The sequence below is a fragment of the Rickettsia amblyommatis genome (assembly GCF_002078335.1).
In the GTDB taxonomy this organism is placed as follows: Bacteria; Pseudomonadota; Alphaproteobacteria; order Rickettsiales; family Rickettsiaceae; genus Rickettsia; species Rickettsia rickettsii.
Map to the genome: position 1 here is coordinate 1,376,214 of NZ_CP015012.1, position 24,276 is coordinate 1,400,489.

Genomic DNA, 24,276 nt, shown 5'->3' on the forward strand with positions numbered 1-24,276 from the left:
TTCTTGCTCTGGCCTTGGTTTTAAGCATACTATTAAAAGGCTACTAAATAAGGTTAGGAATATACTACTTTGAATTGAAACGCTCTATGCTAATTAATAACTTTTCATCCATAAAATATTTATAAAACTCTATACTAGCAAACACGCCTGTAACGGTCATAAGTAAAGTAGCTTGCCACCTGAATATCGTTGCCATTATAAGAATTATCGCACACATTAATTGCAGTTGATCAAAACGACTTGATATAACAAGTAAACTACCGAAAAATATTAATATAACGAAAGTAGCCACAAACCAAGAGAAAGATATAATATAATTCTTTTGAAACTTTAAAGACCATAAAGGATCAGTAATTAATATTGCAGCAGTTATAAGTGTGGTATGGTAAGTAATATTATATATCTCCAAATGGTTCATTATTCTGCTACCTGATGTGGTATATACAGATGAGAACATCGATATTAAAATAAATATACCGACATAACTATAAGTAATTTTTTGATTTGGTATGGTACTTTCCCAATATTTAAAGATGTTAAAATTCTTAAGATCACGCAATAAAGTCAAACCTTTTCTTTCTCTCTCTTGCCTGATTATTTTAATGGCTAGCGGCTCTTTCAAAGCACTAAACCCTCCGGGTTGCTTTAAAATATAATGGCTTCCAAGGAAAAAGAGTAAATTTACAATAGTTGCGGGTAGTATCGGATAAATACCTAGAACTGCTCTTAAAGAAAATATTTGCCACAATATAATAGTTAATATTGCAGCAATCATACCGATAAAAAAACTTTTGGCACTTGATTTAAAACCGTATATTAACAAAATTAACGGCAAAGTGATTAGCGGTAAATAGATGCTAGTCAATAATAAAAATAGATTTATTAAATCTTTAGTGTAGAGCGATATAATAAAACCTATTAATCCTATAGTCATTGCGGTTATATAATTATAATTTAATGAAGCTTTTTTAATGATGTCATTAGTAAAAGTTACCACTGCAACGTTAATATAAGAGTTCGTACTTGCGATTATCATTGCCATAATAATGCCGACTATTAACCCCTTAAATCCTATATAACTTTTAATGATCCGTGAAAACAATTCATTGGTGTTAACTATCGGATCTTGAGACAATAATAATATTGCAATCCAAATGAATAAAACGGATAAACAAAGACAAATAACTGCCGAAATAAAAAATGTTCGTGATATTTGCCTTGTGTCTTTTGCCATCAATATTCTTTGAAAAATTGAAGGACCAAGTGACAGAATAAATATATAAAAATATTTAAAGAAATCAAAAATTTAGGACTAGTATAGTGAAACAATCCTTGTAAATCAGCAAGATGAGTTTGTACATTTGAGTCTATAACTATATGCGGATCGCTAAAAACATTCCATACGACAATTCCTATTACCGGAATAATTGCACTATAAGTAAAAAACTGTACGGCTTCGGTAAAAGTAACCGATTTTACACCGCCAAAAGCAGAATAGCTTATTATTACGGCAATACATAAATCTATGTAAAAATTTGAAATGTTAAAGAATAGCTGTAATATTAAACTTGCTACGTGGAATTGCATGGCAATCCTACCTATAGACATTAATATACTAACTATCGACGTAAGAATACGAACTTTGTTACCGTATGCCTCCCCTATTATTTCTGCTGCCGATAAGCTACCCCAAAAATTCTCAAAACGAGGAGCTATAAAGTCACTAATTAATAACCAACTAACGACGTTACCAAATATACTAGGTAATAAGTACAATAATCCGTCCGTATATATTCTTGAATTATCGATTTAAAAAGTACTAGTACTGATCCAAGTAGCAATAAGAGTTGCGACTATTGTATCTGTAGAAAAATTCCTTGTGCCTATCGCATATTCGCGAATATTTTTTATATTTTGATATTTAGAAGTCCAACTAGCAAATTAATCGCTAAAAAGCTAGTAAAAATAAGGAGATCTATATTTGGCATAGAGTTAAGTTATAGGGATTTTCTATGCAAATAATAATAAAGATAAAAAAAGAAACAAACAATATTTTTGTGGAGTTAAAAAAGTATGTCATTCCTACGAATACACATGGGTGTCATAAGACTCGATGTCATTCCCGCCTACGCAGGAATCCAGTACTTCAAAACTTTTTAAAAGATTTTTTTAAAGCTTGCTTTATCTCGCTTTATGCTGAGCTTCTGCGGGCATGACATAAACAAGCCATGTAATAAGGCCGCTTTTAGCTAGGAATGACATACAAGACTCATTTTTATTCATAAAGATTAAACTCTTCTACTGCCTGACCTAATGATACTACAGTATAATCGTTATTCATACCAAGTTGTGTACTCATCAAGTGCATTATGACAATCATTGTAATCAACTATAGCTGTTTTTTTTCTCTTCTAATACATCTGCTGCAGTTTTAGTACCCACCATCTTGATACTTGGATCAAACGGCAGCTTGTTTTCTTTATTTAATAATGCTTTTAGAGTTGGAAGTTTTGGGTTGCGAGCATTACTTTTGAATTATTGAAAAATAATCTATGGCTAGGAGGAGTAGCTGCATCTTGAGTACACTGAAGATTTACATTACCGCCATTTTTTATTAAAGTTTCTACGATTTTAGTAGCGTTATAATCGCTATACCAATCAAGTGATGTTTTACCACTCTTATCATAGAAATTTACATCAGGTTTTGTATGTGTATTTTTTATGCATTTTTCTAAGAATTCGGCTTCAAATTCACCGAACCATGCTATTGCATTAGAATTCAATTGATCCATAATGTTAGGATTAAATCCTTGCTGTTTTACTATTTTTTCTATTATAGGCTCAGATAAAGATTGTAGCGCTTTAAAATTGTTGATTAACAATGTTTTTTCTTGACCGGATGCTTTTGAAATATCTTGTTTAATAGACCATATTATATTACCAAGCGTAGCAATCATATTATTACCGCCGGTAGAATTTCAAGGTTACAATTTTCTAATGTTTTTTCTACTAATTCCTTTACATTCATTATTAAAGTTTTAAAACCTGCTTGAGCTAAGTATTTATGACCGTTATCGGACATTTTAGATATTGTATTTTGTATTTGTAAAGTACCATTACTCGGATTATTAGTAGTAAGCTGATATTTATTTAAATATGTATTGTAGAATATAAAGCAATATGATTATCTTGACCAAGATCATTAATATCTAAACCTAATTGTGTAAATTTTTCAATTTGTGTCTTACGGAAATCGTCAGCAATATGCGACTCCATAGCAATACGGAAAAAATTATGAATTTGTGCTTTTTCAGTTGAAACAAATTTTGCCATAAGTGCAGGGTTATGATGAAATACATCAATAACATTGGAGCTATTACTCCAAATACCCCATTCAAGTATAGTATTACCGTTTGTATCTTTCTTATCCCAATTAGTGTCAGGGATGAGGATCAGTGTGTTCGATATCTGTACAGCAGTATTTTCAAAACATTTTTAACATTCTGATCTTATTGTTGAGGTATTAAACTACAAAGAGCTTCAAAAATATTAAGTTTGTTGTTAACATTAGTTCCGTTTAATATAGCCGGTATTAATTGTATGTTTCCTGAAGTTAATAATTGAAAAGGTGTATACATAAAAGTCTCCAATTTATGTTAATTTTTTATAAAAAATACCATGAAATATGGTTTGTATCTCTTTATAGTTATAATACATGAAAACTTAATAAATGTCAAGTAACTATTAAAAAATTAACTATTATTTAATACCAAGGTGCGAGAGATAAGTTTATTTTAATCCCTTTAACGGTAACATCAGCTTCTTTATCGGCAAGATATTTTTCTTCTCTGATTAAGGCGATTGCTTTATTGTGATAATTTGAGCATATTACGCCGATTTTATTGTTATCTACGAGTATTTCTTCATCTTTAACTAATGAAGATAAATCTTCATCTGCTGTAATTTTATATATCTTTCTTCTTATAACTCCTTGATATTTAGTCCTTGAAATCACTTCCTGCCCGACATAACAACCTTTATCAAAACTAATTGCATTTAACTCCTCAGCACCATACATATTTGGAATAGATTTATCTGTGATTAAATCTTCCACACCATCTATTATTGCAAAATTATATTTATCTTCTAGGTATATTGGATTCCCGCTTTCGCGGGGAGATGTTGTTGAGGGGGGCGGTTCCCCCTCTGTCACCCCGTGGCTTGACCACGGGGTCCAGTCTTTTTTAATTATTTTCTGGATACCGCGGTCAAGCCGCGGTATGACATCGAGCTTATTTATTGAGCGGAAACCAAGCTTAGCATAACGAGGATCACGAATCGTAATTAGCGAGTCTATATCTAATTTTTGAAGTGAGTAGATAACTTTATATTCGTCACTACAATCTATTACTTGTATTTTTGAGCGAAATTTATAGAAGTTTAAATACTCTATCAAAGCAGCTTTATTACTTTTATCAATATCAAGGTAAATTTCCTCAGGGTTATGAACATACACGAAAAAATCAAATAAATATCTTCCTTGATTATTAAGCAAATAAGTATAGCAATAATTATAGTCAATTGATTTGGACTCGCCTACTGCGTTACTCGTCGTCTTGCCTATTATTATAGGCTTCGCTCCTTGCTCCTTGTATCCGAATTCAACTGAATTGACTATACTCTTACAAATATCGTTAGTAATGAGATTTTGTAGGAACTTTACGGAATCGAAACCTATTATTTTGATAACTTCTCTATTACTTAATATTTCATACATAATTATAATATTATTGACTTTATAGGTTTCTAACTACTATACTCTAAATTTATATAAATTAAACTTAATAATCATGAGATGTTCATCTTACTGTACTTCTTCCGAATATAAGATGAGTGAGCTAGTTACTAATTTAAAAAAGATTGGTCTTGCACCTCAACATTTTGACGATGTTTTATATGTTCGGAAAGAGATAAATAAAGATTCTGATTTTATAGAGATATTTTTCTTTCCGTTTGGTTGTGTAACTATTTGGGGCGGCGATGAAATTCAAGAAAAAATAGTTTTAAGCGATACTGATTTAGTACCAGTAAATAAGCTTAAAGAGCCGGTATCCGATTATATTTATTTTGAATATAATACGGAAGTCAAGAAAACATTTATTGATGAAGAAAAAAATAAAATAATCTTAGCAGATAAATCAGTTTTTGTTAAACTTTCTATTTCCCATGCTCTTGCACAATCGGTTAAACTTAGCGTTCTTGAGCAATCTGTTAGTAACTTGATTGTTCAGACAACCCCTATACAACAGGAACTAGCTAGAACCGGTAGCGTATCGCTTTCTAAAAAGGAGATATTACAGCAAATAGGTATATTATTTAACGAGCGTTATTCAATCAGTTTGCATAGCGATATATTCGATACTCCGGAATTCTTTTGGCGTCGCCCGAGTTATGAGCCTCTATATCTCATGACGGCAGAGTTTCAAGACATAGAAATACGGCAAAATATAATGAATCATCGTCTTAATATGATTCACGAGCTTTTAGACATTCTTTCAAACGATCTTAATTATAAACATTCCACCAAACTTGAGTGGATTATTATTATTTTAATCGGTCTTGAAGTTGTTCTGTCGTTATCTCATACTAATCTTTTCTTAAAAATTATCGGAGCTTTATAAATAGCTTCTATGCAAATTATCGATAATCAAAAAACATTAGAAGAATTTTGTAACCGGTTAACAAATAAGGCATGCTTAAGCATAGATACGGAATTTGAGCGTCGCTATACTTATTATGCGCAGCTTAGTATAATTCAAGTTAAAGCAGAAGAATATTGCGGAATAATTGATGCATTAAGCAATTTAGATCTGAATATTTTTAATAAGCTGCTTGCAGATAATAATATTACTAAAATATTTCATGCTCCTCGTGAAGATTTAGAGATTTTCTATAATGTATTTAAAACACTACCTGCTAATGTTTTTGATATACAAATTGCAGCAAATATTTGCGGGTTCGGTAAACAGCTAAGCTATGATGACCTTTGCTATAAGCTAATCGGTATTACTATCGATAAAACCCACCAAAAATCTAACTGGCTAAAACGCCCTATTACTAGTGATATGTTAAATTATGCAATGTTAGACGTAGAGTATTTGTATAAGATATATAAAGAGTTAAATCATGTAATTATTAGAAATAATTTAACTAATAAATATCAAACTACTCTTAGTTCTTTATTAGATGTTAGAAATTATAAGGTTGAGCTGAAAGATGCTTGGAAAAAAATAAAATATAGAAGTGATGATAAGAGTTTTAATCACAAAATTCAAATGCTTGCAGCTTATCGTGAAGAGAATGCACAAACTATAAATATTCCTCGTAAGCATTTTATTTTAGATGAAGATCTAATAAAGCTTAGTAAATACTCGCCATTGAATCACAAGGATTTTAAAAATCTAAATTTAAAAAGCAAATATTTACACAAACAAAAATATAAAGATGAAATAATAAGTTTGTGTAATAACTTATAAGAAAAAAGCTATAAATCAAATAACTTGTAGCCTATTTGACTAGAAAAAAATTAGCCAACTAATGTAACTTGTATCTCACTATCTTGTACTACTTTGACATATTCGTTGTATACATCATCAGGCAAGTTACTAAATGCCTGATCTATGATAAGTGTCCCGACTCCTACTAATGCTAATTGAAAGCAAATATCTCCAGTCTTGAGTATCGCCGGATATTTGTCCTGTTTCTTCTAGTCAATCTCCGACTGCTTGTTTTGCAAAAAAAAGCAAGAGGTACACCGATCAATACGACAATTTTTTTATTATATCAACCTTTATTATATCAACCATTTTACCCTAAGTTGATTTTTTTGTAATAATAATATATAAATATAATATTTTATACAATAAAAAAAGTTAAAAAAAGGTTATTATACCGAAATCATAAATTTAAGCTTACGATCATGAGATTCAATCAGAAAATTATCTATTAATTGTTCTTTTAAACAAACTCCGGCGGTTAATATATTTCGGTTATTATTAAGATATCGGTCAAAATGTCCTGTGCCGTATCCAAGTCTATAACCCTCCTTACTAAACGCCAACCCTGGGATAATCACTAACTCAGGAATAAAAAAATCATTATTTATAGGTTCATAGATTTTAAAAGCCCCTAAAGCCAATTGATCGTTATAATGATAAGGACAATATTTTATCTCATTTTTTATGATTTTCGGTAGGCAGAATCTTATTTCAGGATGTAAGTTTATTATTTCAAGTAAGTTAATTTCGTATTTTAGAGGAAAGTAAAGTCCTACTGTCTTTACTTTTAACTCCTGTAATAACCGGCTAATTTTATTGATTAGAGAGTTTTTGACTAAATCGGAATTAATCTTATCTTGGTTTTTTATTAAAAATTCTTTGAAATAAAGACGCAGCTCTTGTTTGGTCATAAATATCCTTAAATTCGTCATTGCGAGCGACTGAAGGCCTTGTGGCATGGCTCGCTTCATCTCTGTCATCCCGCGACTTTTTGTTCGTGGGATCTAGTTAAAAATACTAATATTATTAGTATTTTTAGTGGTTTTACTGGATACCGTGGTCAAGCCACGGTATGACACCGAACTGGTTTTTCAAGCCATGCAACAACGCCGCGACTACAAGGAGCGTGGCAATCTCATAAAGCAGGACTCCTGAGATTGCTTCGTCAAAACTTACAGTTTTTCCTCGCAATGACGAAATATATCACATATTAATAGTCCTCTTATCTACACTAAGTGCTGCCTCTTTTATAGCCTCGCTTAAAGTTGGGTGAGCGTGGCAGGTTCTTGCTATATCTTCTGAAGCTGCTCCGAATTCCATATAAGCCGTAAGCGCGGCAATTAATGTACCTGCATCAGCTCCTATAATATGAGCTCCTAAAACCCTATCGGTTTTATTATCGGCAAGGATCTTAACCATCCCTTCCGTACTACCGATTGCTCTTGCTCTACTATTTGCTAAAAACGGAAACTTACCGACTTTATAATTAATGCCTTTTTCTTTTAGCTGTTCTTCCGTTGCACCGACGCTTGCTACTTCAGGATAAGTATATATTACGCTTGGAATTAAGTTATAGTTAACATGTCCTGCCTGCCCTGCCATAATTTCCACGGCAGCTACAGCCTCTTCCTCGGCTTTATGAGCAAGCATAGCTCCTTTTACCACATCACCGACTGCGTAAATATTTGAAATTGCTGTTTGGAACCGGTCATTAATCTCAATACTACCTTGCTTATCCGTAATAATACCGACAGACTCAAGTCCTAGATTTTGCGTATAGGCTTTTCTGCCTACCGCCATTAACACAACATCGCTTGTTACTACCGCACCCTTACCGCCTTCCTCTATTGTCAGATTTACTCTTCCTGACTTTACTTCAGCAGATAGCACTTTAGTATTCAGTTTAAACTCTATACCTTGTTTTTGCTGTAGTTTCATAAATTGTTTAGCAATTTCTTTATCAAGCATAGGTACAATGCTCGGTGCATACTCAATAACCGTTACTTTAGCTCCCAAACGACGCCAAACTGAACCAAGTTCTAAGCCTATATACCCTCCGCCGACTACTATTAAGTTCTCAGGTACTTTAGAAAGTTTCAAAGCACCGGTAGATGAAACAATAAATTCTTCGTCTATTTTGATATTCGGTATTTCTATGACGCTGGAACCTGTAGTAATTAGGATATTTTTGGCTTTAATTTGCTCTTTATTTACTTCAACGATATTACTAGAGATAATTTTAGCTTCACCTTTTATCCTAGTAACTTTGTTTTTGGCAAATAGACTTTCTATACCTTTTGTAAGATCAAGAACTACTTTATCTTTATTAGCTAGCATTTTTTGTAAGTCTAGTTTTACATCTGCAGTAATACCTATATTCTCAAAATGTTTTAGAGCTTCTTCATATTTTTCGGAAGAATTAAGTAAAACTTTCGATGGTATGCATCCTATATTTAAACAAGTGCCGCCAAGAGTATTGCTTTTCTCAATACACGCTACTTTCATACCAAGCTGAGCAGCCCTAATACTGCCTGTATAACCGGCTGGACCGCTACCTATTACCACTAAATCAAATTCTTGCATATTTGTTTGACCTTAATAAATTGTTGGATCGTCATTGCGAGCAGCCATAGGCTGTGCGGCAATCTTGTCAAATATCCTGAGATTGCTTCATCAATTACTTACATAATTTCCTCGCAATGACGTAATATTGCTAAAAATACTACACCACTATCACCTTTATAACAACTTTAATCTTATACTATTCTTATTTGGTGAAGCAATAAAACTAATTAAATTAATATTATCTTCAAAGCCGTTTGTATAATTTTGTAGTAAAGAAAACATCTTTTTAGAAATAGCGTAATTGTGACTAGTATTTAGTGAATTTGCCTCACCTATATTTTTTATTTCTCTCATTAAAGCTAAAGGATTATTAAATTTTAGCTCTATATTTTCATAGTCAACAATTACTTCGGCAAATCTTGCTTGCGAAAATAAAATTGGAACATGATCAAAATGAATAAAAGGAGCAATATGAGAAGAGTGTTTAAAATCACTTGCTATTTCGGCATCTATTAAGGATTTACGTAAATTCTTTAAGCTATTTCCTCCGACAAAATTACCGATAAAAATACCGCCAGACTTTAAAAATATTCTTATATTAGATAAAAAGCGTTGTACGTCATTTATCCAGTGTAACCCTAATGAATAAATAATTAAATCAAAAGAGTCTTTTTGCAATTCTAAATCTTCATCATCGATTAATAATTTATGATTATGCTCAAAAGAATCAAGCAATAAAGGCGACATATCTGTTACGGTAATATTGGCACTTCGATAAGCATTTTTTAGTAAGCTCGTAAGATAACCGCATTTAGCCGATATTTCTAGAATATCCGAAAAATCCTTATCAATCATCCCTAATCGACTTATTATATCATTAGCTGCATGTTTGATAAATAAGCTGTTACTTATCCCCTCTACTGCATTATTTCGGTGATTTTTTAGCTTTAGTCTGTTGAATATATAATCCTCTCCTATCTTGCATTTTCTCTCCTAAAATTGTTGGTGGCGGTCGAGAAATAAAACCCCATAAAAAATCTCCTAGCAAACTATTTGGCACAAGTTCTCTCTGTCTTGCAGTGCGCATATCATCCCCTTTAACTCTATCTAGCCCTTCAAAATTCTCCTGCATATCTACAACTATAGGTTTCGTATTGTTATTATTAGATAAAGGTTCTAAACTCAACAAGCTTTTTTCTGCAGGCTTTAAATCCGAAGTTAGATCCAAATGCTCTAAGTAGACAAGTTTTAGTTGTTTATCATTACTAGAAACTTTTTTTCTTTCTATCGCTGAAACATTGTTCTGGGTCTTATTAGATTCTCCTAGAGATTTATAACTACTTATATACACAACAATACTAATATACATTTCTTTAACATAAATAACCCTGTATATTATTACAGTTAATATAAATTAAATAATATATGAATCAAGTACTGAAATAAATTAAGGGAATTATATACTTGTATAACCTATATTTTCTTTTTATTTACCCAAGATGTAAATTCAGACATACTAAACACTTCTATTAAATTACTGCCAACTTGATCCTTGAGCCATTTCAAGGTTTCTTTTTTATATCCATCACCATCAATTATTATTATAGTATCATAAATTCCTTATGATATAATATAAAATCGTATTGCCATTTAGTATCATAAATATTTTTGCCAACTTCAAACTGTCTAGTATGAATAGGCTGCTTAATAAGGATCCTAGCTGCACTAAATCTTTTATTAGGTACAAAACAATACCCTTCTCTTTTTAGTCGATCATGTATAAAAATCTCAGGTTCGTTTCCAGTTTTATTAGCTTGTAAAATTGCAATTTGTTTTACCATTGTACTAATAATTTCTTATTAAAACTTCATTAGTTCCTTGCCTACTGTCGGATTTACAATTTATGCTTCTTGGTGCATTTACTATATCCATACTAAAAGACTTGTATAAGTTCTTTATAAAATCGCTATCTGAATTTGAAATAAAATATACACCTTTCTTATTTAATGCTCTGCATTTTTCATAAAGCTTAACCTGATCTGCCTATGTAAAGCCAAGCTTTGTATATTTTGTAAATTAAATGAAGTATTATTAATAGGTTGATATGACGGGTCTATATAAACGTGAAATCCTGATATATTATTTCAGCATTTTGTAAAGCTTTACTACACGCAAGTATGTTATCCTTATCAAGAATATTAGGATTAATATCAGCTCCCATCCGGACAATTGCACTCTCCTTTGCTATTTACTCTATAAAGACCATTATAACAAGTCTTGTTAAGGTATATGAAACGTGTTGCTATCTCAATAGGGTTATCGCTATTTGCGTTCTTTCTAACAGCATAGTAATAATCTTGAGAGTGATTAGCTTTATGCTTAGCTAACAGCTCAATTAATGCTCGAGCTTCATCCTTAACTGCCTTGTATGTAATAATCAAATCTAAGTTTATATCTGATATAATAGCTTTGTCTGGAACGAGTGCAAAAAAAGTGCTCCTCCTCCTATAAAAGGCTCATAATAATTATTGTAAAACTAGCAGGTCAGTGTAAGCACAACTCTTTGATAAGGTTTCTTTTTCCCCTGCCCATTTTATAAATGGTTTAGGGATTTCGTCTTCTTCAATCTCTGGAGAATGAATTTTTAACAGAGCTTGACCTATCATTGCTAAAGCCTCGTTAAAAGATAATTACCTGTATTTAAAAGTATAGCATTAAACATATTGCTTATATTATATGGTTGCACCTAAATATAAACTCGTTTAAATATCTCTCTATGTGTTTTGTGCTAATAGAATAGATCCGACTATACCACGCTTAAACACCGCCCAAAAGCTTTCTATCGTGTTTGTGGACACAGACTCTCTTATATATTTACCTAAGTCGTGATTTATATATTCATGATTATATAACTTTTCTAATACCTTGTAAGCTCCCCATTCATCAGATAAAATAGTTGACCCTATTAGAATATTATTTATTGCAATTTTTTCTATGGTCTTTGAATTAACCTTTGTTATAACTTGAGCCTTAGCGTTACCGTTTCTCTCTATCATGCCGATTACAACGGTTTTTGTCTTTGTGCTGAGACCTGGTGTACCTTTAGTTTTTTTATTTTGATGTTTGTTCTTTTCTTTACCACCAATAATACGTCTCATCTATTTCTACAGTGCTTTTTAAAGGAATACTAAAACTTTCTAGTTTAGTCACTGCTCTAATCCTATGAAGCATAAACCATGCAGTTTTTGGGTAACATTAATATCTCTTGAAAGCTGTAACGATGATAAACTTTTTTTTTAGCGTAGTCACTTGCAAAACTGCTGTAAACCATTTCTTTAAAGAAATCTTATTATTTTCAAAAATTGTGCCGACTTTGATACTAAAACGCTTTTTACATGCCGAACATTTGTGATTCGTTCCATCCGCATAATGAAAAATCTTTTGGTTGCCGCAATACGGACAATAAGCTCCGCTAGCCCAACGTATATCAAAATAATCTATGCACTTTTGTTCAGTAGGTAATTTTTCAAATAAATCAACAACACTTTTAAAATTTAACACTTAACTATACTAACACAATTTTATATAAAATTATTATATCGAAACAATTTAGGTTATAAGATATATAGTTGCCTTAATTAATTATTTCTAAAGATAGTATCTTCGTATTTTTTTCTATAATATATTTTGTAATTCTCATTTCTTATATCATTAAACCATTGGTCTTGTTGTTTTTTAATATAATAATTTAGGGAATTAGATTTACTTTTACTAGTTTGAAAATTATCTTCACAAAATTTTAAAAAACCTGATATTAAAGTTTCTACTCCATTAGTCTCAGATTTTTTCTCAAGAAATTGCATAGAAAAATTAGTAGGATTATTATGTTTTAAATAAAATTGTTTATATTTTTCATGAATTTTATTTTCTTTTTTTATTTGTTGTTCTGAAAAAGATAATTTTTCCTCTAATAATTTATGAATTTCGGTACAATCGCTCCAAGGTAATGCTATTGTTAATTGCTCTTCCTGATATTCAAAATTATCTTGAATATTGTTAAAATCGGCATTGACTTTTACCGCACTTACTAATATTAAACAACATGTAATTAATTTAATATTCATAGAATTAATTAATTTTAGCAGGAACCGGTATCATAATACTACTTCTGTATCTTTTATTGCCACTAAAAAGTGATTTTTTTTGAACTTTGTTATTATTTACTGGAATTGTATCTTCTAAAGCCCCTTCATTATTATTTAGATAACTATGTAAGGATGCTTTATAAAGAGCCATATTACTTGCTATTTTAACTACGTCTTGTTTATATTTAAACCCTAAAGAATGTGTAGCCGAATGATAATGAGCTATCGCCCTGTGCCAGCTCCCTAGCTGATCATATTTTGAACGCAAAAATTCTGCACCGTAACGAATGTTATTATTTGGATCAAATGCCTGTTCAAGGGAATTAAAAGCCCCTAAATGATGCCTTAAGTTAATCTGCATGCATCCGACATCAATACTCTCTCGCCCTTTTATAAGCTCTATTCTAACAAAACTTACTGCTTCTCTTTTTGTGTTAAAATAATAGCCTTTTCCTTCAACATTTACTGTCCAAGGCCATACTACTCTAATTTTACGGATTGTATGTTTTTTTCCCGATTCTTTTAAAGCTATTGAATGTAACGTATTAGATGGAATATGAAATTTTTTTTCAAAGTAAGGAAAAAGTTTTGAACATTTAAAGGATTCAGCTATTTCAGGATCGGCAATAGCCGGCTTAGAGAAGAGGATAAAGGATAATAATAGGAGTAGTATGGTTTTAACGTCATTGCGAGGAAAATTACGTAGCAATTGACGAAGCAGTCCAGTAAAAAATTCTGATTTACAGAATTTTTTTATTGTTTTGCTGGATTGCCACGCTCCTTTTAGTCGCTTGCAATGACAATTTTGGCATAATTCCCAAACCATACCGGCAACACTAAAATAACTTGAGTTACAATAAGATAAACTAGCCTACCATAACTTATCTTATGAAGCAAGGGAAGTTATAGCATTAAGAGGTAAGGATTTAATCTAAATCCCAAGCAGCATCATTAGTGTTTTGAGGATTACCTATATATCGGGTACCATATTCCAACAAATTATCAATATCGCCTCCTGTCGCTTGCAAAAGATTACTTACTTGTGTTACCAAGTCTTCAGCAGTGCTACCTTGAGCATCTTGAGGACTAGTAGTCCCATCTAAAGCTTGCACTCCGGCATTAATTAATGTTACTAAATCCTTAGCTTGCATACCTAAAATAGTATCTTCTGTACCGCTCTCTCCTCTATTAGAACTAGTAGAAGGTTGTATATGTGGTATTGCCTCTCTGTTAGAGTGAGCAGTTGCTTGATGAACCAAAGCTGCAAGTTGTTGATCGTTAAGATTATTTTGTTCCTTTGACATTTCTGGAGATATAGTAGAATCATCCTCAGATAGATCAATTCGATCTTCTTCTTGCAATATAGAGCTTGTATCCACACTATAGCTTAAAGCTTGTAACATTGAAAAATCATCATCTTTAATTACGCTTTCATACCATTTTTTATGTTCGTTAGTTGCATGTTTTGCATTTTCATTATTTTTATAATTATTTGGAATAGCGTATAAGCCGTATTCTCCTTTATCTGTTTCGTCTATTATGATTTTAGCTATCTTCAGCTCATCTATACTTAAGTCAATATTTTGTTTAAAAGAAGTTTCAGTATCTGATCGCCTTGTGCTACCCCTTTATTATTTTTCCAGCCTCTTATTAAACTACAATAATCTATACCTGATGTTTTAGCATGCTCTAATACTGCTTTTATAGCTTTCCATTGATTATTAGCTTTTTCATTTTTACCTTGCTGCTCATCTTTAAAATAGCATTCTCAGCCCATTTAGCAAGTTGAGCATATGATGCTAGCTCCCCTACTGCATTAAATATGGATACATGTTTACCTGGATAATCTACTTTTGTAATGATTTCAGATAGATCAAATTTTTGAACTAATTTCGGTAATTCAACAAGCAATGCATCATAATATGGTTTGTTTAAACTCCATTCTCTGCCATTTTGCTTGATTGCATTTATAGTTTCTTGAGTAAAGTTATATTTTGATCCCTTTGTAATTATTGGTTAAATTTATATTTAAAAACCACGAAGCATGGTATTTTTTAAATGCTTTAAATTGTTAGGTCCTGTACACTTTTGATTAATGATTATAATTTTGAGATATTTTGTAGCAAAAATTAATAAGATTTTTACAGAAATAGTTATTCATATCAAAAAAATCTGATAATTTGCAGCTAAAAATAGCCATAATTATAATTATTCTATTACAAGAGTACAGAACCTAATTGACTGATTAAATAAAAATGTTTATTATTAACCCAAATGGTAAAAGTATATTTTATGAAAGTTGTTAGCTCATTAAAATCGTTAAAAAAACGTGATAAAGATTGTCAGGTCGTTAAAAGAAGAGGCAAAATTTTTGTAATAAATAAAAAGAATAAAAGATTTAAAGCAAAACAGGGTTAATTAATCGTTTTTGGAGAAAAAAATATACTCGATGAACTTGAAAAATTAGCTGCGTCGTCTTTGTAAGTCCTCGGATGCTGAGTGTTTATTATATGCTCCGCTCCTCGGTTTGCAGACTCCTTGCTCTTTTTCAAGTTGATCTTCGTATATTATTACTTTTCATTTTACTTCAGAGTATAATAATACTACTTTTGAAAGAAAAGAAATAAATATGGCCGGTCATTCAAAGTTCAAAAATATTCAGCATCGTAAAGAGGCTCAAGATAAAAACAGAGCAAAAGTTTTCACTAAATTAATTCGTGAAATAGTTACTGCAGCTAAAACCGGTTCTTCTAATAACCCTGAAAATAATCCACGTCTTAGAAATGCTTTAACTGCCGCACGTAGTCAAAATCTCCCTAAAGAAAGAATAGATAAAGCTATTAATAGTGCTAATGATTCTTCTAATACCGAAAATTATACGGAAATTAGATATGAAGGTTATGCACCGAATGGTATTGCTATAATAGTTGAAGCTTTAACCGATAATAAAAACCGCACTGCTGCAGAAGTACGCTCTAGTTTTACTAAATATGGTGGGAGTTTAGGCGAAACCGGTAGCGTCAATTATTTATTCAACCATTGCGGAGTTATTCAGTATCCAGTAAATATAGCATCTAATGAAGATGTTTTAGAGGCAGCCATAGAAGCCGGGGGGAATGATATTATATCCGATGATACCACCCATACAATCTATACGGATATTGAAAATTTCTCTAAAGTTCTAGAATTTTTAACTGGCAAATACGGCATACCTGAAGATTCGTATATAGGCTGGATCCCATTAAATACAATAATTATAGATGATAAGGAAAAAGCTGAAAAATTACTAAAGCTTGTGGAAGTTTTAGAAGAAAGCGATGATGTGCAAAGAGTTTTTGGGAATTATGAGTTATCTGATGATGTTTACGAAATAATACAAGGAGAACTATGACTTATAACGATGCAAATTATCAAATAATTATTTTAGCAGCCGGTAAAGGTACTAGAATGGAGTCCGATTTACCGAAAGTAATGCATAAAGTCGGTGGAGTTCCAATGCTTGAAACGGTATTAAAGAATTCGCTTAACGTCACAAATGATGTAATTATAGTTTATTCAGAAGAACTGAAAAAACATTTAACGCCCTATGAAAATATGTGTCGCTTGGTACTACAAGAAGAACCTAAAGGCACAGCTCATGCTACTTATGCAGCAATAGATTTAATTAATAAAAATAAAACAATATTAGTTTTATATGCTGATCATCCTCTGATTACTCCAAAACTTATGCATGAATTAATAGCTTATTTAAGCCTTACTAATTCTGCATTAGTGACTTTAAGCTTTGAGAGAGCAAATCCGGTTCAATATGGAAGAATAGCTACTGATAAAAATGGTGAATTTTTAGAGATAATCGAACATAAAAATGCAAGCGAAGAAGAGAAAAACATAAAGCTTTGTAATTCAGGTATTATAGCTTTCAGTAGTGAAATTTTAAATAAATACTTACCTTTATTTGCTACTAATACTAACGGTCATAAGGAAGTTTATTTAACTGAAATAGTAAAAATATGTAAAAATCACGGTGAAAAAGTTTCATATTTATTATCTACTGATCATGATTTAATTGTTGGTGTTAATACTAAAAATGAGCTAGAAGAAGCTAATAATATTTTTTCTCAGAATAAGTCTTAGCTTTGTCGTATGGATCCCGAGTCGTCATTGCAAGCGACTAAAAGGCTTTGGGCCATAGGCCGTTTTATATCATTCCCGCGAAAGCGGGAATCCAGTAGCACCTACAAAAAAACTTGTTTTTATAGGTTTATTTTTTTGGATCCTCTCTTTCGCTGGGATGATATCGAGTAGGCTTTTTACTCTATGCAACAACATCAATACCTTGTGAGAATGACATAGGAAGCCATATAGGCAATGCTAAAAATTTTGGAGAGATGGCCGAGCGGTTTAAGGCGCACGCCTGGAAAGCGTGTTCACGGCAACGTGTCGGGGGTTCGAATCCCCCTCTCTCCGCCAGTTCAGTTTATGGTATACTCGAATGATTTCAAGAATTGAATTTGTTATCAAATGGTGAGTGTGTACAGCTTATACTTAATAAGTGAGTACGTGAATTCATGAAGATAACAAAGAGCAATTCTTAAAAGCAGAAGAGTATGTTATGCTCGTTTATTTTCTTTATAATACTTAGTATATTTATCTAGTAAAATCCTAATCATTTTTTGATAAGGAACATGTGCAGTTGCTGCTTCTGATTTAAAAAATTCTACGCTCTCTTTACTTAAAGAAATGGTTACTTTTACTGAATCATCTTTTAATAAAAGTTCTCTAGGGTGCGGCAAGAAATCTTTTACTATTTTTACTTCCCCTATTTCCCCATCAGTGTATTTTATTCTCTTACTCATAAATTCTCTTACCTTTACACCAGTATCCTGCTCTAAAAATTCTTATATGATTATCTCGGAACGTAAAACGGACTGTTAAAATATTACCATCAACTGTACCTAAACAAAAATATCTTTTTTCTGTAATACTAACGTACCACGCTCTAGTCTGGACAGTTAGCCAATTTTTGTAGTTTATTGCACCGGAAAGCCAAATAGTAATCAAGGTTTCCACTGTCAAGTATTTAAAAGTTTCATATACATTTGTTATTACATTTATAAAGTCTAAAAGCTTTTTACAAAGCTTATCGTCTACTAATTACCTCATATTGATAGTCTTTTAATTTCTATTTTTACTTTTATAATAAAAATAGTTGTATATTTATATTATTTTTCTATTACAGCTGTAATTTTATAAGTTACAATTATATACCTAATAATCAATTAATTTATATTAAGTTATGGCTAATAAAGATTTATCGCATTTAACAGAAGAACAAATCAAAGATTTAATAAAACATTTTTATTATAACTATGAGAAAATAGCTAAATTAGAAGAATTTAATGTTAACGTATCTTCCAATAGTTTAGTGAGTTCATTTCCGCTTGTTACGCATCATAAATTATTCTGTAAATACTGCCGAGATACAAATTTAGTTATTAAGCTAAAGAGTAGAAATTATTATAGCTATGTTTATGGAGAAACGAGTTTTGCTCTATTGGGTCCTATATGTAATCATAACAATAACTCTAGTTGTTCATGTGATAATTGTAAGAAAGCTATAAAATAGCAAAAACAAACTGAAGAAGAAGCAAAAAGACGTATTTTAATAGATACATTTTTGTATAAAAATATTAAAGCTCCGTCAATTGAAGAATTAACTCTAAAAGATGCTTTATATTTATTAAGTGTAGTAGAACATTCTGCTTCTGAAGATCTTGAATTTGTAAAGCCATATTTAAAAGGATATTCTGTACCGAGTTTAGCACCGGATGAAGATTTAAATGATCATATTGTAGGACATCTAGGTCGTAGAGGTTTTGTATTAATTAATCCTTTAACAAGCAGTCTTGATGCCTTCAAATTCAATCAAGAAAAAGCATTAACAGACTATTATCCAAACAAAGTTTTATAGGATCTTTTGCCTAATATGGATCTTGAAGAAAAAAAAAGAATATTTAAATTCTGTGCGAAATATTAGTTAAAGGCGAATGGTCTTCATCATGGAAAAAAGAAGTCAGTGATATATGGCATCAAATTGCTAAACATGAATGTATAGAAAATTTTAAATATTTATTGAAAAAACATAAATTTTCAATAGATCAATATGGAGAGAAAGCAGCTTTAAAAGCTTTCAACATTTTATTACTATTTTTTTCAGTAGGGCACGTGTTTAATCTATCATGGCCAGCAGTACGTGATGCACAATATTATATCTCATTGCAAGACTATGAATATGATACAGATAACATCGTTAGTATAATTATAAATAATATACATAAAAAAGTAAGTAAAGCACTTGAGGAGCAGTGGACAATAAAAAATTCTAAAATAGAGTATCGCCGTTTACAAAGTGCAGTTAGCTCTACTTTTTTTTGGTTTGTTTTTAGGAATAAGGGATGAATATTTTGAGCGTATTATGCCACTTGAGTAAATAATAAATTTCTTAAAAATCTTAAAGAGATCATATTTGAGTGATAGTTTAATTCGTTGTATATCCTTTTAATTCTTCTTTAAAAATATTCCAATCCTCTTGTCAGTCTTCTAAACTAAGCAGCAATGGTAAAATCATTTGCGGCTTAATGGGAAAATACGAGAGCTCCCCCCCCCATTTGATACCGTCTATAACTTTTATTGTTTTATGCTCATGATCAATTTTAATGGCATAAACGTGACCGATCCAGTAAGATAAAGGTTTAGAGAAAAGTGTGTAGTACCATAAAGGAGAATCATAAAAATCTTGTTCTAACAAATGGGTAATTGCGTTTTATATCACCGTCTATAAACTCTTGTAATTCCTTATCCGAGTAATCAGTGCGAACTATGTGAAGCCAAGCAGTATGTTTTGCATCTGTTTTAATATGAATAATAGGGAAAGACTGATTAAAACAGTCTTTTTCAGCATTTGGGGTATAGGAAATATTAAATGCTATTCCCATAGAATTAACCTGTAGGCTTTTATGAGCATTTTTATATAAACAATTTCCTATATCATCAGCTACTTCATTATTTACGTCGGGATTATGCCAATGCAAAGCAAAATTTACTCCGTATAAAGTAAGTAAAAATATACTAAGAAAGATTGTTAATTTAAGAATGCTTTTAGGGTTTAACATTTTTAGTTATCTCTTTTGCTTCTTTCCAAAGCTTCAGCATAAATTCTACTGATTGTCCTTGCCGATTTGGCAGGTTATGCTTTTTGGTAAGCATTTTTATTGCTCTCATACGTTTCGCAAATTTTTCATTTGTCTTGCTAAGTGTTGTCTCAACATCAAACCCTGAAAAAATACACAACGAAATTGCCGTATGGAGCAAATCCCCTATTTCTTCTTGTACTCTTTCCGGCGGTTCGGCATCGTCAATAGCTTTTTTTATCTCTCTACATTCATCTATTGTTTGCTCTAAAATCATCTCATGATCCGGCCGATCAAAACCATAGCCCCGTGCGTCTTTCTCAAGCAGAATTAAATTTTGTAGAGGATTGTTAGATTCTAGATTCTTAACCATATACACCATATTAAACTTATAGTTTTGTGGCTTTAAATTAAATAATGGTTTAAAACTGCAAGCTTCATTGTATATTTACCGAATCCTTGGTTTTGATAAGGCTTATCTACTGCAAGTGCCCTTACCGATTCCTTTTCATTGAAAAATTCTATATGAGCAGTTGCAACGATTTTAACTCTTTTATATAACACAAAATGATAATGATTCTCTGCCGTTATAGTTGGATGGTTAGAATCATATTTTACGTTTATAGTATCAAAGATTTGTTCAGCTCGTATGCGATGGTATTCTTTCCACTCGCTATAATGTGTGCAACGCATAAGCCTAATGGAGTTATGACTTAAGTGCATAATATATAGTGAAGTTAAAATTTTAAATGGTTTTATGCAAATATTTAATTAGTTATCGTGATTCAATTTTCATCAAAGATCATGTTAAATCGAAGCATATTATAGCAGGCGATTATTCTTATTATTCAGGTTATTATCACGGCACTGCATTTGATGATTGCGTTATGTACTTAGATGCAGAGGATAATCGCTATAAGTCTGATGAAATTGATAAGCTTGTTATAGGCAAGTTTTGCTCAATTGCTACCGGCGTTAAATTTATAATGGGTGGAACGTAAGGACATAATTATAATTGGATAGCATCTTACCCTCTTGATTCTTTTGATAAAGATTTTGACAATTATGAAACCGTCCTGCCAAAAGCTTATAGACTTAAAGGTGATACTGTTTTTGGTAATGATGTTGGGATAGGTGCCGAAAGTATGATTATGCCAGGGATTAAAATTGCTGATGGTGCAGTAGTAGGAGCAAGAAGCTTAGTAACAAAAAATATCGGAGCTTATGAAATTTGGGGCGGTAATCCTGCTAAATTAATTAAAAAGCGTTTTTCTGATGATAATATAGCAAAATTATTGCAAATTAAATGGTGGGATTGGAGCGTTGACAAGATAAAGCAAAATCTATAGTTGCTACGTAATTCTGATGTAGATGCTTTATGGAAGAAATTTGAGACCGGGTTATTAATATATGCACTTGAATCATTAGGGTTTAATTTAATTGCTTTATTAAATGCTTCAAGAATTTGTTCATATTGACCTGACTTATATAAATAAAACCCTTTATTATAATAATCTGCAGCCTCTAATGCCCAAATTATGTTCGTTTGAAAAATAATTAGCAATAAGCGAAATAATAAACAATGTTTTTTCATAATTATTTCTCTATTTTTGATTGAAAATATAGTAATAAAAAACTATTTCCAATTGACTATAAGATAATTTCATGCTATTTAAGCGATTATTTATGGTTAAAGAAACGAAGAGAAAAAGGATAATTATGAGTAGTGTAAATATTAGTTTAGCAACTCCTGATAATATTACAAATATTTTACCTTTGATGACTCAACTTGGCTATCCTGCTAGTTCAGAAGAATTAACAGCACGTTTTAAGAATTTTATAAATCGTGAGGGGTATGGTGTTGCTTTAGCTAGTTTAGATAATAAAATAGTTGGATTTATTGCTTGGTCTAAATCGCTGCTTTTCGTCTCAGATAAAACTAGAATTCATATTGAAGCTTTAGTTATTGATGAGCATTATTGGGGAAAGCAAATAGGTAAAAAGTTTATGGAATATTTATAATAAATAGCAAAAAAATATAGCCCCGTAATCGTTGATCTTACTTCTGGTTATCGACGTGCTAAAGACAGTACGCATATATTTTATGAAGTGCTAGGTTATCATAATTCCGGAGAAATGGCTAAATTATATTTAAGACAAGAGTTATGAAGAATGAATCTGTAAAGAATATACGTTGAACCACTGCAACCATTACTGATTACCCTCTAATCCAAAATATGGCACGGTTTTATATATATGATATATCGCGTTATTGTGGGTTTGAATCAGATGAATATGATTGGACATTGCTACGAGATGGTTTATATGAAGCTGATGATTACAAAAAATATTTTATAGAACGGATAGGAAAGCCTATTGAATTAAAGTAAATGACGAAATAGCAGGTTTTATATTGCTTAATAAGGTTGGAACGTATTATAAAATCGATTGGAATATGGAAGCATTTTTTATTATAGCAAGATTTCAAAATACAGGAGTTGGTAGGCAAGTAGCTAAGCAAATTTGGCAAATGCATAAAGGATTATGGGAAGTTGCGGTTATTCCTGAAAATAAACCGGCATTAATATTTTGGCGAAAAGTCATTAACGAATTTACCAAAGGTAATTATCTTGAAGAAGTTAAACTTGTTCAAATGAGTGATTATAAGGCCGAAAGAGTTATTTTTGAATTTGGTGCCAATATATTATGAATATAAATTTTACTACAACCTAATCTCTGCTTTTGCTAAATCTTTTAAAGTGCGTGATCCGGTGCATAGCATGGTAATTTTAAGCTGCTCGATTATCAATTGTATCTCTTCTGAAAGCAAGCGTTCAGAAGTATCTGCCGCTTTTAAAAATTGACCGGCAAGTCCAAAAATATTAGCTCCTATACGAATTGCTTTTGCACCGTCAATGCCGGATTTTAACCCGCCACTGGTAATAATCGGAATATCTTTTGAAACTTCCCGCACCATTTTTAGAGAATCTAAAGTCGGGATTCCCCAGTTAATAAAGCTACTAGCTATACGGTTTTGTAACGAATTTGTAGCACGATAAGCCTCTACTTGACTCCACGATGTCCCACCGCTCCCTGCAATATCAAGAACCTTAACCCCTGCGTCAATAAGACTCTCAGCAACTTTTTTAGATAAACCGTATCCTACTTCCTTAACAATTACCGGAATAGAGAGGTAATTAACCACTTCTCTTATCTTAGGTAACAGCTTTTCCCAGTTTCTATTACCTTCCGGTTGAGTCAGTTCCTGTAACACGTTTAAGTGTAAAATTAAGGCATCGGCTTTAATAGCATCCACTAAATACTGACATTCTTTAGGTGTCACTCCGTAATTAAGCTGTATTGCACCAATATTGGCTAGTAAAGGGATATCGGGAGCTATATGCCTTACTGCAAATGTCTTGATTGTATCCGGTTCCGTTAACAAAACCCGCATAGAGCCAAGCCCCATAGCAATACCGGCTTTTTGAGCGACATGTGCAAGTCTATAGTTAATATCTCTAGCTCTAGTCGTGCCTCCGGTCATGCTAGAAATTAGGATAGGTGCTTGTAAAGATTTTCCGAGGAAAGTAGTAGTTGTATTGACGCTATCGTAGTTAATTTCCGGTAATGCATTGTGAATAAATTGAATAGATTCAAAACCGCTTTTAAGTGTAGATTCAACGTTTTTCGTAAGATTAATTTCAATATGGTCTTGCTTTCTTTCTATATCTAAATTCTGATCTTTTAGCATTTTCTCACTAATTCTTTTTACACTTAATCTATATTAATATATCTAGGTTCTGTGAAGATTTCTAATTG

General features: G+C 31.6%; 35 protein-coding genes, 1 tRNA gene and 7 pseudogenes. 14 read left to right on the forward strand and 29 right to left on the reverse strand.

The window, feature by feature from the left end:
* Window positions 1-64 precede the first annotated feature (64 nt).
* The 7 genes from A3305_RS09715 to A3305_RS07935 form a co-directional block, all read right to left on the reverse strand.
* Window positions 65-1,234, reverse strand: coding sequence for a hypothetical protein (locus A3305_RS09715; protein ID WP_193353161.1), 1,170 nt, complete (start codon window positions 1,232-1,234; stop codon window positions 65-67).
* Window positions 1,234-1,776 (reverse strand): hypothetical protein, encoded by a 543-nt coding sequence (locus tag A3305_RS09720; RefSeq protein ID WP_193353162.1) that lies wholly within the window; start codon window positions 1,774-1,776, stop codon window positions 1,234-1,236. Before A3305_RS09720 ends, A3305_RS09715 begins: the two co-directional genes overlap by 1 nt.
* Before the next feature lie 719 nt (window positions 1,777-2,495).
* Window positions 2,496-2,957 carry a hypothetical protein gene (locus A3305_RS07925; RefSeq protein ID WP_226983927.1) on the reverse strand — a complete coding sequence of 154 codons (462 nt, stop codon included), beginning with the start codon at window positions 2,955-2,957 and terminating at the stop codon, window positions 2,496-2,498.
* Window positions 2,954-3,082 carry a hypothetical protein gene (locus A3305_RS11320; RefSeq protein WP_264357820.1) on the reverse strand — a complete coding sequence of 43 codons (129 nt, stop codon included), beginning with the start codon at window positions 3,080-3,082 and terminating at the stop codon, window positions 2,954-2,956. Before A3305_RS11320 ends, A3305_RS07925 begins: the two co-directional genes overlap by 4 nt.
* Before the next feature lie 68 nt (window positions 3,083-3,150).
* On the reverse strand, window positions 3,151-3,456 hold the full coding sequence (locus A3305_RS07930) for a hypothetical protein (protein ID WP_045799445.1): 306 nt from the start codon (window positions 3,454-3,456) through the stop codon (window positions 3,151-3,153).
* Between the two features lie 53 nt (window positions 3,457-3,509).
* Complete coding sequence (locus tag A3305_RS11325; RefSeq protein ID WP_014392458.1) at window positions 3,510-3,638, reverse strand: hypothetical protein; 129 nt, start codon at window positions 3,636-3,638, stop codon at window positions 3,510-3,512.
* A gap of 125 nt (window positions 3,639-3,763) precedes the next feature.
* The gene (locus A3305_RS07935) at window positions 3,764-4,777 is read right to left on the reverse strand and encodes a YgfZ/GcvT domain-containing protein (RefSeq protein WP_014392459.1); all 1,014 of its coding nucleotides are present in this window, start codon (window positions 4,775-4,777) and stop codon (window positions 3,764-3,766) included.
* A 112-nt stretch (window positions 4,778-4,889) separates the two neighbouring features.
* On the opposite strand from A3305_RS07935, the gene A3305_RS07940 reads away from it, so the two are divergent.
* Both A3305_RS07940 and A3305_RS07945 read left to right on the forward strand, forming a co-directional pair.
* A complete protein-coding gene (locus A3305_RS07940) occupies window positions 4,890-5,681 on the forward strand; it encodes an RMD1 family protein (RefSeq protein WP_014392460.1) in 792 nt (263 codons plus the stop codon).
* A 9-nt stretch (window positions 5,682-5,690) separates the two neighbouring features.
* Window positions 5,691-6,536 carry a ribonuclease D gene (locus tag A3305_RS07945; RefSeq protein ID WP_014392461.1) on the forward strand — a complete coding sequence of 282 codons (846 nt, stop codon included), beginning with the start codon at window positions 5,691-5,693 and terminating at the stop codon, window positions 6,534-6,536.
* Window positions 6,537-6,586: 50 nt separating this feature from the next.
* Here the strand turns inward: A3305_RS07945 and A3305_RS11685 are convergent.
* The 17 genes and pseudogenes from A3305_RS11685 to A3305_RS08010 all read right to left on the reverse strand — a co-directional run bounded on the left by A3305_RS11685 (window position 6,587) and on the right by A3305_RS08010 (window position 15,178).
* Window positions 6,587-6,822, reverse strand: a pseudogene (locus A3305_RS11685) (hypothetical protein).
* A 124-nt stretch (window positions 6,823-6,946) separates the two neighbouring features.
* Window positions 6,947-7,468 carry a 5-formyltetrahydrofolate cyclo-ligase gene (locus A3305_RS07955; RefSeq protein ID WP_014392462.1) on the reverse strand — a complete coding sequence of 174 codons (522 nt, stop codon included), beginning with the start codon at window positions 7,466-7,468 and terminating at the stop codon, window positions 6,947-6,949.
* A gap of 96 nt (window positions 7,469-7,564) precedes the next feature.
* Window positions 7,565-7,664, reverse strand: a pseudogene (locus tag A3305_RS09140) (permease); the annotation flags it as partial.
* 96 nt (window positions 7,665-7,760) lie between these two features.
* Window positions 7,761-9,140 carry a dihydrolipoyl dehydrogenase gene (gene lpdA, locus A3305_RS07960; protein WP_014392463.1) on the reverse strand — a complete coding sequence of 460 codons (1,380 nt, stop codon included), beginning with the start codon at window positions 9,138-9,140 and terminating at the stop codon, window positions 7,761-7,763.
* A 156-nt stretch (window positions 9,141-9,296) separates the two neighbouring features.
* Complete coding sequence (locus tag A3305_RS07965; protein ID WP_014392464.1) at window positions 9,297-9,977, reverse strand: methyltransferase domain-containing protein; 681 nt, start codon at window positions 9,975-9,977, stop codon at window positions 9,297-9,299.
* Window positions 9,978-10,047: 70 nt separating this feature from the next.
* Window positions 10,048-10,491, reverse strand: a complete 444-nt coding sequence (locus A3305_RS10965) for a hypothetical protein (protein ID WP_014392465.1) — start codon at window positions 10,489-10,491, stop codon at window positions 10,048-10,050.
* A 104-nt stretch (window positions 10,492-10,595) separates the two neighbouring features.
* Window positions 10,596-10,688, reverse strand: a complete 93-nt coding sequence (locus A3305_RS11920) for a hypothetical protein (RefSeq protein WP_331370609.1) — start codon at window positions 10,686-10,688, stop codon at window positions 10,596-10,598.
* Between the two features lie 35 nt (window positions 10,689-10,723).
* Window positions 10,724-10,963, reverse strand: coding sequence for a hypothetical protein (locus tag A3305_RS07975; RefSeq protein ID WP_014392466.1), 240 nt, complete (start codon window positions 10,961-10,963; stop codon window positions 10,724-10,726).
* 115 nt (window positions 10,964-11,078) lie between these two features.
* Window positions 11,079-11,343, reverse strand: a pseudogene (locus A3305_RS11695) (DNA adenine methylase); the annotation flags it as partial.
* Window positions 11,333-11,563, reverse strand: a complete 231-nt coding sequence (locus A3305_RS09725; RefSeq protein WP_014392468.1) for a DNA adenine methylase — start codon at window positions 11,561-11,563, stop codon at window positions 11,333-11,335. The gene A3305_RS09725 and the pseudogene A3305_RS11695, both read right to left, overlap by 11 nt.
* A gap of 64 nt (window positions 11,564-11,627) precedes the next feature.
* Window positions 11,628-11,812 (reverse strand): annotated as a pseudogene (locus A3305_RS09730) (hypothetical protein); the annotation flags it as partial.
* Window positions 11,813-11,896: 84 nt separating this feature from the next.
* The gene (locus tag A3305_RS07985) at window positions 11,897-12,280 is read right to left on the reverse strand and encodes a transposase (RefSeq protein WP_014392470.1); all 384 of its coding nucleotides are present in this window, start codon (window positions 12,278-12,280) and stop codon (window positions 11,897-11,899) included.
* Window positions 12,281-12,377: 97 nt separating this feature from the next.
* Window positions 12,378-12,683 carry a transposase gene (locus A3305_RS07990; RefSeq protein WP_014392471.1) on the reverse strand — a complete coding sequence of 102 codons (306 nt, stop codon included), beginning with the start codon at window positions 12,681-12,683 and terminating at the stop codon, window positions 12,378-12,380.
* 77 nt (window positions 12,684-12,760) lie between these two features.
* Window positions 12,761-13,246: a DUF2532 domain-containing protein gene (locus tag A3305_RS07995; protein ID WP_014392472.1), complete on the reverse strand. Its 486-nt coding sequence runs from the start codon at window positions 13,244-13,246 to the stop codon at window positions 12,761-12,763.
* A 4-nt stretch (window positions 13,247-13,250) separates the two neighbouring features.
* Window positions 13,251-14,093 carry a lytic transglycosylase domain-containing protein gene (locus A3305_RS08000; protein WP_014392473.1) on the reverse strand — a complete coding sequence of 281 codons (843 nt, stop codon included), beginning with the start codon at window positions 14,091-14,093 and terminating at the stop codon, window positions 13,251-13,253.
* A gap of 100 nt (window positions 14,094-14,193) precedes the next feature.
* Window positions 14,194-14,670, reverse strand: a complete 477-nt coding sequence (locus tag A3305_RS08005) for a hypothetical protein (RefSeq protein ID WP_045799446.1) — start codon at window positions 14,668-14,670, stop codon at window positions 14,194-14,196.
* A 298-nt stretch (window positions 14,671-14,968) separates the two neighbouring features.
* The gene (locus A3305_RS08010) at window positions 14,969-15,178 is read right to left on the reverse strand and encodes a hypothetical protein (RefSeq protein WP_014392475.1); all 210 of its coding nucleotides are present in this window, start codon (window positions 15,176-15,178) and stop codon (window positions 14,969-14,971) included.
* Between the two features lie 381 nt (window positions 15,179-15,559).
* Here A3305_RS08010 and ykgO point away from each other — a divergent pair, with 381 nt between their 5' ends.
* The 4 genes from ykgO (at window position 15,560) to A3305_RS08035 (ending at window position 17,737) form a co-directional block, all read left to right on the forward strand.
* Window positions 15,560-15,685, forward strand: a complete 126-nt coding sequence (gene ykgO, locus A3305_RS08015) for a type B 50S ribosomal protein L36 (protein ID WP_014120844.1) — start codon at window positions 15,560-15,562, stop codon at window positions 15,683-15,685.
* A gap of 211 nt (window positions 15,686-15,896) precedes the next feature.
* Complete coding sequence (locus A3305_RS08025) at window positions 15,897-16,658, forward strand: YebC/PmpR family DNA-binding transcriptional regulator (RefSeq protein ID WP_014392476.1); 762 nt, start codon at window positions 15,897-15,899, stop codon at window positions 16,656-16,658.
* Window positions 16,655-17,401 carry a sugar phosphate nucleotidyltransferase gene (locus A3305_RS08030; protein WP_014392477.1) on the forward strand — a complete coding sequence of 249 codons (747 nt, stop codon included), beginning with the start codon at window positions 16,655-16,657 and terminating at the stop codon, window positions 17,399-17,401. Before A3305_RS08025 ends, A3305_RS08030 begins: the two co-directional genes overlap by 4 nt.
* Before the next feature lie 248 nt (window positions 17,402-17,649).
* A tRNA-Ser gene (locus A3305_RS08035) sits at window positions 17,650-17,737 on the forward strand.
* Between the two features lie 140 nt (window positions 17,738-17,877).
* Here the strand turns inward: A3305_RS08035 and A3305_RS09150 are convergent.
* Window positions 17,878-18,123, reverse strand: a complete 246-nt coding sequence (locus A3305_RS09150) for a CopG family transcriptional regulator (RefSeq protein WP_014392478.1) — start codon at window positions 18,121-18,123, stop codon at window positions 17,878-17,880.
* Window positions 18,124-18,563: 440 nt separating this feature from the next.
* On the opposite strand from A3305_RS09150, the gene A3305_RS10970 reads away from it, so the two are divergent.
* The 3 genes and pseudogenes from A3305_RS10970 (at window position 18,564) to A3305_RS11700 (ending at window position 19,757) form a co-directional block, all read left to right on the forward strand.
* Window positions 18,564-18,893, forward strand: coding sequence for a hypothetical protein (locus tag A3305_RS10970; RefSeq protein WP_014392480.1), 330 nt, complete (start codon window positions 18,564-18,566; stop codon window positions 18,891-18,893).
* A 51-nt stretch (window positions 18,894-18,944) separates the two neighbouring features.
* On the forward strand, window positions 18,945-19,238 hold the full coding sequence (locus tag A3305_RS10975; RefSeq protein ID WP_014392481.1) for a hypothetical protein: 294 nt from the start codon (window positions 18,945-18,947) through the stop codon (window positions 19,236-19,238).
* A 305-nt stretch (window positions 19,239-19,543) separates the two neighbouring features.
* Window positions 19,544-19,757: pseudogene (locus tag A3305_RS11700) on the forward strand (hypothetical protein).
* Window positions 19,758-20,052: 295 nt separating this feature from the next.
* On the opposite strand, the gene A3305_RS09160 reads toward A3305_RS11700, so the two are convergent.
* The 3 genes from A3305_RS09160 to A3305_RS08070 all read right to left on the reverse strand — a co-directional run bounded on the left by A3305_RS09160 (window position 20,053) and on the right by A3305_RS08070 (window position 21,150).
* Window positions 20,053-20,439: a hypothetical protein gene (locus A3305_RS09160; RefSeq protein WP_014392484.1), complete on the reverse strand. Its 387-nt coding sequence runs from the start codon at window positions 20,437-20,439 to the stop codon at window positions 20,053-20,055.
* Entirely contained in the window at window positions 20,426-20,734 is a 309-nt protein-coding gene (locus tag A3305_RS08065; protein WP_193353180.1) for a MazG nucleotide pyrophosphohydrolase domain-containing protein, read from the reverse strand. Before A3305_RS08065 ends, A3305_RS09160 begins: the two co-directional genes overlap by 14 nt.
* Before the next feature lie 128 nt (window positions 20,735-20,862).
* Window positions 20,863-21,150 carry a GNAT family N-acetyltransferase gene (locus A3305_RS08070; RefSeq protein WP_014392486.1) on the reverse strand — a complete coding sequence of 96 codons (288 nt, stop codon included), beginning with the start codon at window positions 21,148-21,150 and terminating at the stop codon, window positions 20,863-20,865.
* A 56-nt stretch (window positions 21,151-21,206) separates the two neighbouring features.
* Here A3305_RS08070 and A3305_RS08075 point away from each other — a divergent pair.
* The 5 genes and pseudogenes from A3305_RS08075 to A3305_RS08090 all read left to right on the forward strand — a co-directional run bounded on the left by A3305_RS08075 (window position 21,207) and on the right by A3305_RS08090 (window position 23,167).
* Window positions 21,207-21,806, forward strand: a pseudogene (locus A3305_RS08075) (CatB-related O-acetyltransferase).
* A complete protein-coding gene (locus A3305_RS11330) occupies window positions 21,807-21,935 on the forward strand; it encodes a hypothetical protein (protein WP_269208858.1) in 129 nt (42 codons plus the stop codon).
* A gap of 241 nt (window positions 21,936-22,176) precedes the next feature.
* Window positions 22,177-22,626, forward strand: a pseudogene (locus A3305_RS08080) (GNAT family N-acetyltransferase).
* Between the two features lie 68 nt (window positions 22,627-22,694).
* Window positions 22,695-22,847 carry a hypothetical protein gene (locus tag A3305_RS08085; protein WP_014392490.1) on the forward strand — a complete coding sequence of 51 codons (153 nt, stop codon included), beginning with the start codon at window positions 22,695-22,697 and terminating at the stop codon, window positions 22,845-22,847.
* A gap of 23 nt (window positions 22,848-22,870) precedes the next feature.
* On the forward strand, window positions 22,871-23,167 hold the full coding sequence (locus A3305_RS08090; RefSeq protein WP_014392491.1) for a hypothetical protein: 297 nt from the start codon (window positions 22,871-22,873) through the stop codon (window positions 23,165-23,167).
* 12 nt (window positions 23,168-23,179) lie between these two features.
* Here the strand turns inward: A3305_RS08090 and fni are convergent, their stop codons facing one another.
* On the reverse strand, window positions 23,180-24,208 hold the full coding sequence (fni, locus tag A3305_RS08095; RefSeq protein ID WP_014392492.1) for a type 2 isopentenyl-diphosphate Delta-isomerase: 1,029 nt from the start codon (window positions 24,206-24,208) through the stop codon (window positions 23,180-23,182).
* Window positions 24,209-24,276: the final 68 nt, after the last annotated feature.

Excerpts from the sequence above, each read along its gene's own strand:
- A3305_RS09715 (WP_193353161.1), bottom strand. The coding sequence starts at position 1,234 with ATGGCAAAAGACACAAGGCAAATATCACGAACATTTTTTATTTCGGCA.
- A3305_RS07925 (WP_226983927.1), bottom strand. The coding sequence starts at position 2,957 with ATGATTGCTACGCTTGGTAATATAATATGGTCTATTAAACAAGATATT.
- A3305_RS11320 (WP_264357820.1), bottom strand. The coding sequence starts at position 3,082 with ATGTCCGATAACGGTCATAAATACTTAGCTCAAGCAGGTTTTAAAACT.
- A3305_RS11325 (WP_014392458.1), bottom strand. The coding sequence starts at position 3,638 with ATGTATACACCTTTTCAATTATTAACTTCAGGAAACATACAATTAATA.
- A3305_RS07935 (WP_014392459.1), bottom strand. The coding sequence starts at position 4,777 with ATGTATGAAATATTAAGTAATAGAGAAGTTATCAAAATAATAGGTTTC.
- A3305_RS07940 (WP_014392460.1), top strand. The coding sequence starts at position 4,890 with ATGAGTGAGCTAGTTACTAATTTAAAAAAGATTGGTCTTGCACCTCAA.
- A3305_RS07945 (WP_014392461.1), top strand. The coding sequence starts at position 5,691 with ATGCAAATTATCGATAATCAAAAAACATTAGAAGAATTTTGTAACCGG.
- A3305_RS07955 (WP_014392462.1), bottom strand. The coding sequence starts at position 7,468 with ATGACCAAACAAGAGCTGCGTCTTTATTTCAAAGAATTTTTAATAAAA.
- lpdA (WP_014392463.1), bottom strand. The coding sequence starts at position 9,140 with ATGCAAGAATTTGATTTAGTGGTAATAGGTAGCGGTCCAGCCGGTTAT.
- A3305_RS07965 (WP_014392464.1), bottom strand. The coding sequence starts at position 9,977 with ATGATTGATAAGGATTTTTCGGATATTCTAGAAATATCGGCTAAATGC.
- A3305_RS10965 (WP_014392465.1), bottom strand. The coding sequence starts at position 10,491 with ATGTATATTAGTATTGTTGTGTATATAAGTAGTTATAAATCTCTAGGA.
- A3305_RS07975 (WP_014392466.1), bottom strand. The coding sequence starts at position 10,963 with ATGGTAAAACAAATTGCAATTTTACAAGCTAATAAAACTGGAAACGAA.
- A3305_RS07985 (WP_014392470.1), bottom strand. The coding sequence starts at position 12,280 with ATGAGACGTATTATTGGTGGTAAAGAAAAGAACAAACATCAAAATAAA.
- A3305_RS07995 (WP_014392472.1), bottom strand. The coding sequence starts at position 13,246 with ATGAATATTAAATTAATTACATGTTGTTTAATATTAGTAAGTGCGGTA.
- A3305_RS08000 (WP_014392473.1), bottom strand. The coding sequence starts at position 14,093 with ATGGTTTGGGAATTATGCCAAAATTGTCATTGCAAGCGACTAAAAGGA.
- A3305_RS08005 (WP_045799446.1), bottom strand. The coding sequence starts at position 14,670 with ATGTTACAAGCTTTAAGCTATAGTGTGGATACAAGCTCTATATTGCAA.
- ykgO (WP_014120844.1), top strand. The coding sequence starts at position 15,560 with ATGAAAGTTGTTAGCTCATTAAAATCGTTAAAAAAACGTGATAAAGAT.
- A3305_RS08025 (WP_014392476.1), top strand. The coding sequence starts at position 15,897 with ATGGCCGGTCATTCAAAGTTCAAAAATATTCAGCATCGTAAAGAGGCT.
- A3305_RS08030 (WP_014392477.1), top strand. The coding sequence starts at position 16,655 with ATGACTTATAACGATGCAAATTATCAAATAATTATTTTAGCAGCCGGT.
- A3305_RS09150 (WP_014392478.1), bottom strand. The coding sequence starts at position 18,123 with ATGAGTAAGAGAATAAAATACACTGATGGGGAAATAGGGGAAGTAAAA.
- A3305_RS10970 (WP_014392480.1), top strand. The coding sequence starts at position 18,564 with ATGGCTAATAAAGATTTATCGCATTTAACAGAAGAACAAATCAAAGAT.
- A3305_RS09160 (WP_014392484.1), bottom strand. The coding sequence starts at position 20,439 with ATGTTAAACCCTAAAAGCATTCTTAAATTAACAATCTTTCTTAGTATA.
- A3305_RS08065 (WP_193353180.1), bottom strand. The coding sequence starts at position 20,734 with ATGATTTTAGAGCAAACAATAGATGAATGTAGAGAGATAAAAAAAGCT.
- A3305_RS08070 (WP_014392486.1), bottom strand. The coding sequence starts at position 21,150 with ATGCGTTGCACACATTATAGCGAGTGGAAAGAATACCATCGCATACGA.
- A3305_RS08085 (WP_014392490.1), top strand. The coding sequence starts at position 22,695 with ATGGCACGGTTTTATATATATGATATATCGCGTTATTGTGGGTTTGAA.
- fni (WP_014392492.1), bottom strand. The coding sequence starts at position 24,208 with ATGCTAAAAGATCAGAATTTAGATATAGAAAGAAAGCAAGACCATATT.